This is a genomic window from Streptomyces sp. NPDC007095, assembly GCF_040634475.1.
In the GTDB taxonomy this organism is placed as follows: Bacteria; Actinomycetota; Actinomycetes; order Streptomycetales; family Streptomycetaceae; genus Streptomyces.
In genome coordinates, this window is record NZ_JBEYFS010000416.1 from 1 (window position 1) to 5,194 (window position 5,194).

4 protein-coding genes are annotated in these 5,194 nt (G+C 73.8%); all 4 read left to right on the forward strand.

Going from position 1 to position 5,194, the window contains the following annotated elements; all coding sequences use genetic code 11:
• Window positions 1-226 precede the first annotated feature (226 nt).
• Window positions 227-520, forward strand: coding sequence for a DUF503 domain-containing protein (locus ABZ656_RS56320; RefSeq protein ID WP_067371255.1), 294 nt, complete (start codon window positions 227-229; stop codon window positions 518-520).
• A gap of 33 nt (window positions 521-553) precedes the next feature.
• Window positions 554-1,009: a 30S ribosome-binding factor RbfA gene (gene rbfA, locus ABZ656_RS56325; RefSeq protein WP_054232827.1), complete on the forward strand. Its 456-nt coding sequence runs from the start codon at window positions 554-556 to the stop codon at window positions 1,007-1,009.
• Entirely contained in the window at window positions 1,006-1,911 is a 906-nt protein-coding gene (truB, locus tag ABZ656_RS56330; RefSeq protein ID WP_101400984.1) for a tRNA pseudouridine(55) synthase TruB, read from the forward strand. The genes rbfA and truB overlap by 4 nt, the downstream gene beginning before the upstream one ends.
• A gap of 253 nt (window positions 1,912-2,164) precedes the next feature.
• A partial coding sequence (locus ABZ656_RS56335; RefSeq protein ID WP_360280272.1) for a trypsin-like peptidase domain-containing protein occupies window positions 2,165-5,194 on the forward strand: 3,030 nt, incomplete at its 3' end.

The window sequence follows — 5,194 nt, forward strand, 5'->3', positions numbered from 1 at the left end:
TTTCCCGCCCTTGTTTTAGTGCCCGGCCCCTTGTTTTCCTGTTTTTACCGCCCGGCCCGCCCCCGGCCCCCGGGCGGGGGTGCGGCCCGCGGCCCCCCACGGCCCCCGCCGGTGCGGGGGCGGAAACTCCGTCGAGCGAGCCAGGGGTTCGTTGTACGGTTCTGATGTCCCTGCCAAGCGCATTGGCAGGCCATCTACCCCGTACCGGCGGGACATCCGGTTACACATGTATGTGGGGACGCTGTCCTTCGATCTGCTCCTCGGCGATGTGCACTCGCTCAAGGAGAAACGCTCTCTCGTCCGGCCGATCGTCGCTGAACTCCAGCGGAAGTACGCGGTGAGCGTGGCGGAGACGGGCAACCAGGACCTTCATCGCAGGGCCGAGATCGGCCTGGCGATGGTCTCCGGAGACACCGAGCACCTCACCGACGTACTGGACCGGTGCGAGCGGCTCGTCGCGGCGCGACCGGAGGTGGAGCTGCTGTCGGTACGGCGCAGACTTCATACAGACGAAGACTGACGGAACAAGCAAGGCGAAGAAGGAGACGGACCAGTGGCCGACAACGCGCGTGCCAAGAGGCTGGCGGACCTCATCCGAGAGGTGGTGGCCCAGAAGCTGCAGCGTGGGATCAAGGACCCGCGGCTCGGCACCCATGTCACCATCACGGACACCCGGGTCACCGGGGACCTCCGGGAGGCGACCGTCTTCTACACGGTCTACGGGGACGACGAGGAGCGCGCGGCCGCGGCCGCGGGCCTGGAGAGCGCCAAGGGCGTGCTCCGCTCGGCGGTCGGCGCGGCGGCGGGCGTGAAGTTCACGCCGACGCTGACGTTCGTCGCGGACGCCCTGCCGGACACCGCCAAGACGATCGAGGACCTGCTCGACAAGGCGCGGGCCTCGGACGCGAAGGTGCGCGAGGTCTCGGCCGGTGCCACCTTCGCCGGTGACGCGGACCCGTACAAGAAGCCGGGCGAGGACGACGAGACGGACGGCGACGCCGCGGAATGACGCAGAAGACCAAGACGCCCGACGGGCTTGTCATCGTCGACAAGCCGTCGGGCTTCACTTCGCACGACGTGGTCGCCAAGATGCGCGGGATCGCCAGGACCCGCCGCGTCGGACATGCCGGCACCCTCGACCCTATGGCGACGGGCGTGCTCGTCCTCGGTGTCGAGAAGGCGACCAAGCTCCTCGGGCACCTCGCGCTCACCGAGAAGGAGTACCTGGGGACGATCCGGCTCGGCCAGGACACGCTGACGGACGACGCCGAGGGCGACATCATCTCGTCCACCGACGCCGCCAGGGTGACCCGGGAGGCCATCGACGCCGGGATCGCCAAGCTCACCGGCCGGATCATGCAGGTGCCGTCCAAGGTCAGCGCCATCAAGATCGACGGCGTGCGCTCGTACAAGCGGGCACGCGAAGGCGAGGACTTCGAGATCCCGGCCCGCCCGGTGACGGTCTCCTCGTTCGCGGTGTACGACATCCGGGACGCCGTGGCCGAGGACGGCACGCCGGTGCTCGACCTGGTCGTCTCCGTGGTCTGCTCGTCCGGGACGTACATCCGGGCGCTCGCCCGGGACCTGGGCGCGGACCTGGGCGTCGGCGGTCACCTCACCGCCCTGCGCCGCACCCGCGTCGGCCCGTACAAGCTCGACTCCGCGCGCACCCTCGACCAGCTCCAGGAGGAGCTGACCGTGATGCCGATCGCCGAGGCCGCCGCGGCCGCGTTCCCGCGCTGGGACGTGGACACCAAGCGGGCCCGGCTGCTGCTCAACGGCGTACGCCTGGAGATCCCCGAGGAGTACGCGGGGGTCGGCGCGGTGGCTGTGTTCGACGCCGAGGGCCAGTTCCTCGCGCTGGTGGAGGAACAGAAGGGCAAGGCGAAGAGCCTCGCCGTGTTCGGCTGAGGCCGACGCCTGTTCGTGCTCGGGCACCTGCCCGTGGAGCGGCGGTCACGGGGTTTCGTGCCCGCCGCTCCATGGTCCCCCCTCGGTTCCCCCACCCAAGGGTGTATCCATCCGCTCTGCCCTATTCACCCCTTCGGGCAGGCGCTCGGAGTGAACCGAGGGAGCGGAAGGGGGCGCGTTTCTCGCGTGATCTGTCCCGCTGATCATTTGGCGCCTACCGTCGGAAGAAGGAGCACGGCGGGGAGGTTCGAGCATGGCGGGACGGGGCCCGCGGGCCGGGAACGAGCAGACACCGGACGACGCCCGCCGCGCGCGGGACGAGACCCTGGTGCGCGTCTGCGACCTGGCCGGACGTCCGCGCGGCGCGGGTTTCGTCGCCGACCACCACGGCACGGTGATCACCAGCCACGAGGCCGTCGACGGTCTGGACCGCCTCGTGCTGCACGCCCCCGGCGACCGCAGCTGTGTGGTGACCGCCGACGCCATGACCCCGCTCCCCGAAACCGATCTGGCGCTCGTACGCACCGAGGGCCTCGGCCTCGACCCGCTCCCCGTCACCGTGCGCGAGAGGGTCGAGACCGGCACGTATGTCAGCATCCCCGCGGGCGGCTGGCGCGAAGCCCGGGTGCTGGGCAGCACCACCGTGACGTACGCGGCGACCGATCGCTTCCATCGCCTCGACGAGGCACTGGAGTTGGCGATCGGCACGGCCGGCGCGGACGCGCTCCGGCTGGGCGGCGGGGCGGCCGGGGGACCGGTCATCGACGCCTCGACCGGGGCGGTGATCGGGGTGCTCGGCACCGCGCTGCACAGCGAGCACCGGGCGACGGGTTTCGCGGTCCTCCTGCGCACTCCCGGCGTCACGGGTCCGCTCGCCGAACTCCTCGACCGCAACGCCACCACCGTCCCCGCGTACGGGGCCGATCTCAATCCGGCAGGCGTACTCGAACTCACGGCGACCTCGGTGGGATCGGACGGCCCCGGGGCCGCGACCTCGCCGGGCACCGGCGGCGCGGCGCCCGCCACCGTGGAACGGGCCGCCGTCGTACGGGAGTTCGCGTCCTTCGAGAGCGGGCCGGCCGCCGTCCTCGGCCTCGTCGGCCCACCCGGCAGCGGCCGTACGACGGAACTCGCGGCGCTCGCCGCCCGCCGCACCCGCGGCGCCGCTCCGGCCCCCACGCTCCGGCTGCGCGGCGCCGACCTCCTCGCCACGGACACCTCCGTCGCCGACGCGGCCACCCGGGCACTGGAGCGGGCGGGGCGGATCGTGGCGGCCCCGGAGGAGAGGGCGCGCCGGGAGCCGGGGGTGCTGCCGCCCGGCGGGTACGGCGGAGAGCTCGGCGACATCGGTCCCGACCGGCTGGCCCGGCTGGCACGGGCCGCCGGACGACCACTGCTGCTCCTCCTCGACGGACCGGAGGAGATGCCGCCCGACCTCGCCCGCCGGTTGCCCGAGTGGACCGCGGGCACGGCCGAGTGGCTGCGGGCGAGCGGGGCGCGGCTCGTCGTCGCCTGCCGCGCCGAGTACTGGGAGCAGGCGGGGGACCAGTTCCCGGCGGAGTCGCTGCACCGGGCCGGTACCGACCCGGAGCCGTGGCTTCCGCCCTGCGTCCGGCTGGGCGGGCTGACCGAGGAGGAGGCGCGGCGGGTCCGTGCGCGGGCCGGGATCCCCGAGGGTGCGCTGGTGGCCGACGAGGCGCGGCATCCGCTGACGTTGCGGCTGCTGGCGGAGGTGCGCGCCGCGCTGCCTGACGCGCCGACCCGGCCACTCGACCGGGACGAGGTCTTCGCCGCCCATCTGGACCTGATGTGCCTGCGCGTCGCGGTCCGGCTCGCGGCGGCGAACGGGCTGCGCGGCACGGCCGTACGAAGGCTCGCCGCCCAGGTCTGTGGCCAGGTGCACGAGGCCGCGCGGCGCTGCCTGGGGCCCGGCCAGGGCCAGCTGGACCGCACGGCCTTCGAGGCCGTCTTCCCCTGGGGTCCCGCCCCGGGACACCGCCCGGGCCGTATCACCGGCTGGGCCTCCGCCGTCCTCACCGAGGGCCTCCTGGTCCCCACCGGGAGCGGCTACAGGTTCGCCCACGAGGAGCTCGCCGACTGGATCCAGGGCACCCACCTGGATTTGGACCCGGCCCTGCACGCCCTGGTCCACCAGCGCCGCGAAGCCTGGCGTACCGAGCGGGTACCTGCCCAGCGGACGCCCGCACACCCATCCGCCCAGAGCCGTTCCGTGTCCGTCCCGCGCCACCGCATCGGCCCCGTCGTACAGGCCCTCCTCCTGCTGGCCCGGCACCAGGGCGCCGGTGCGCTGGCCCGCCGCCTCGAAGACCTCGTCGAGGCCGTCGACGACCTGCTGGCGGAGGAGGAATCCGCCCCGACCGGGGACGCCACTCCGACCGGGGACGCCACTCCGACCGGGGAGGCCACTCCGACCGGGGAGGCCACTCCGACCGGGGAGGCCACTCCGACCGGGGAGGCCACTCCGACCGGGGACGCAACCCCGACCGGGGACGCAACCCCGACCGTCGATGGTGTCCCGACCGTCGACGGTGTCCCGACCGGGGACGGCACCTGGTGGGCCACCCACCTCCTCGCCGACGTCCTGGTGCGCGTACCCGACGCGACCCCGTACGCCAGGGTGCTGCGGCTGCTCGCCGAGCGGATCGTGGCGTGGCGGACCGAAGGCCGGGGTGTGCCGGCGGAATTCGGGCCCTCCTTCTGGGAGGCGCTGCCGCTGCCGGAGGCGGAGCGGTTCGATCTGCTCAGGCGCCTGGTCGTCGTGGACGGGGCGCCGCGTCAGGCGAGCCCGGCCGAGGGGTCCCGCACCGTCTCAGGCGCCCACCGCCGCCGTCCCCCGGAGGCCCCGCGCTACCTGGACGCCGTGGCCCGGCTCCTCGCCGCCGACCCCACCGCCGTACAACCCCACCTCACCCCCTGGTTCGACGACGACCGGCCGTTGCCCGCGGCACCCCACGCGACCGTGGCGACCGCCGCGCAGGCCCTGCTGTACGCGCACCGGCGGCGCGCCCCGGACGACCTCGCGGACACCCTGGTCGACCGCGCCCACCGGCGCGGGGACGAGCTGCTGGCCGCGCTCGCCGAGGAGGAGCCCTCGGCCGTGTGCCGGGCGGTGGACCGGTGGGCGCACGACGAGCGCCCGGCCCGGCGCGTGGCGGCGATGGCGTACGGGCTGCGCGCCGCGCCGCATGTGACGGAACATGGGGGTTGCTTCTCCTCTGGAGGCTCGAACGAATCGCTGTCACCGATACAGACGAGCGAACGC